The sequence below is a fragment of the Streptomyces sp. NPDC002779 genome (assembly GCF_042888685.1).
Taxonomy (GTDB): Bacteria; Actinomycetota; Actinomycetes; order Streptomycetales; family Streptomycetaceae; genus Streptomyces.
This window is the reverse complement of sequence record NZ_JBIAQC010000080.1, coordinates 1-1,445: the sequence shown is the minus strand read 5'-3', so window position 1 is coordinate 1,445 and position 1,445 is coordinate 1. Positions and strand designations below refer to the sequence as shown.

Sequence of the window (1,445 nt, the reverse complement as noted above, 5' to 3'; positions counted from 1 at the left end):
CGCTTCCTAATGCTGTTGTCAAGCTGCCGTAGTCGCTGGGGGTGTCACTTCGTAACACCGTCGGTCACGGATCAGAGCCCACAGGACGTTGACGCGTCGGCGGGCGAGGGCGAGCACGGCCTGGACGTGTTTCTTGCCTTCGGCACGTTTGCGGTCGTAGAACCTCCGCGAGTTCGGGTCGCAGCGGACGCTGACCAGGGCGGAGGTGTAGAAGACGCGCTGGAGTCTTCGGTGGTAGGCGATCGGCCGGTGGAGGTTGCCGCTGACCTTGCCGGAGTCGCGAGGTGCGGGGGCGACGCCGGCGAAGGCCGCCAGGGCGTCCGGGGAGTCGAACTCGTCCAGGCTGCCGCCGACAGCAGCGACGAACTCGGCGCCCAGGACGGTGCCGATACCCGGGACGCTCAGGACGATGTCGGCGAGTTCGTGTTCGCGAAACCGGCCCTCGATGAGCTTGTCGATCTCGGAGATCTGCTCGTTGAGGGTCATCACCTCCTCGGCCAGGGTGTGGACCAGCTTCGCGGTGGTCTTCTCCCCGGGGACGGCGGTGTGCTGGCGTTCGGCGGCCTCGACCGCCGCTTCGGCCAGGGATTTCGCGTTGCGGACCTTGCGGTTGGTCAGCCACTTCGTCAGCCGTGCGGCGCCGGTGCGGCGGATCGCGGCCGGCGTCTGGTAACCCGTCAGCAGCTTGAGCGGGCCGGTGTTAGTCAGCTCCAGGCTCCGTTCCAGGGCCGGGAACATGCTCAGCAGGGTGCCGCGCAGGCGGTTCACCACGCGGGTGCGGTCCTCGACCAGATCTGCACGGCGCCCGGTCAGCAGCTTGAGCTCGATGGCGGCTTCGTCGTCGGGACGGATGGGCCGCAGGTCGCGGCGCATCCTGGCCTGGTCGGCGATCACGTAGGCGTCGCGGGCGTCGGTCTTGCCCTCGCCGCGGTAGCCGTCGGATGCCCGGTTCACCAGGCGGCCGGGAACGTAGAGGACCTCCTGGCCGTGGTCGACCAGCAGCGCCAGCAGAAGCGCGGGCTCTCCGCCGGTCATGTCGATGGCCCAGGTGACCTGACGGCCGTCGGCCAGGTCCAGGACGTCGCCGATCAGTTTCAGCAGCTCGGGTTCGTCGTTGACGACCCGCCGTGACAACAGCGTCTTGCCGTCGGCATCCAGTGCGAGGCCGTGGTGGTGGCCCTTGCCGCTGTCGATCCCCGCCCATATCCGGCTCATCGCGCTCCTGACCTGCTTATTCGTGCTGTTCGTGCCACGGACGACCTCGCCGGCATTGCTCTACACAGCGACGGATTCGCACTTCCTAATCGGCGGCCGAGTCGTCGTGGGGCACCGGGCGGCGAAGCGACGTAAGCCACGAGCTGGCAGCAGCCTGATAGCCACACCCGGCACCCCTGGGCGATCCAACCCTACGAATGGCTCGATCAACCCGATCAAGAAGGTAGAGC

Annotated in this window: 1 protein-coding gene; it reads right to left on the bottom strand. The window is 67.8% G+C overall.

Annotated elements, in window-relative coordinates; translation table 11 throughout:
• Nucleotides 1–18: 18 nt before the first annotated feature.
• Complete coding sequence (locus ACFYW5_RS37955) at nt 19–1,215, bottom strand: IS110 family transposase (RefSeq protein WP_389421694.1); 1,197 nt, start codon at nt 1,213–1,215, stop codon at nt 19–21.
• Nucleotides 1,216–1,445: the final 230 nt, after the last annotated feature.